The organism is Streptomyces sp. AC627_RSS907 (assembly GCF_019049165.1).
Window position 1 is genome coordinate 1 of the sequence record NZ_JAGMUE010000196.1, and the last position, 372, is coordinate 372.

The following is a 372-nucleotide window of genomic DNA, read 5'->3' on the forward strand; positions in this document are numbered from 1 at the left end:
TGCTGCGCGAAACGAGCATCTTTACTCGTAGTGCAATTTCACCGGGCCTATGGTTGAGACAGTCGAGAAGTCGTTACGCCATTCGTGCAGGTCGGAACTTACCCGACAAGGAATTTCGCTACCTTAGGATGGTTATAGTTACCACCGCCGTTTACTGGCGCTTAAGTTCTCAGCTTCGCCTGGACGAATCCAAGCTAACCGGTCCCCTTAACGTTCCAGCACCGGGCAGGCGTCAGTCCGTATACATCGCCTTACGGCTTCGCACGGACCTGTGTTTTTAGTAAACAGTCGCTTCTCGCTGGTCTCTGCGGCCACCCCCAGCTCAGACCGTAAAGATCATCACCAGGTGTGGCCCCCCTTCTCCCGAAGTTA

At 54.3% G+C, this 372-nt stretch carries 1 rRNA gene; it reads right to left on the minus strand.

Annotated elements, in window-relative coordinates:
• Positions 1 to 372: ribosomal RNA gene (locus KUM32_RS31420) — 23S ribosomal RNA — on the minus strand; the annotation flags it as partial.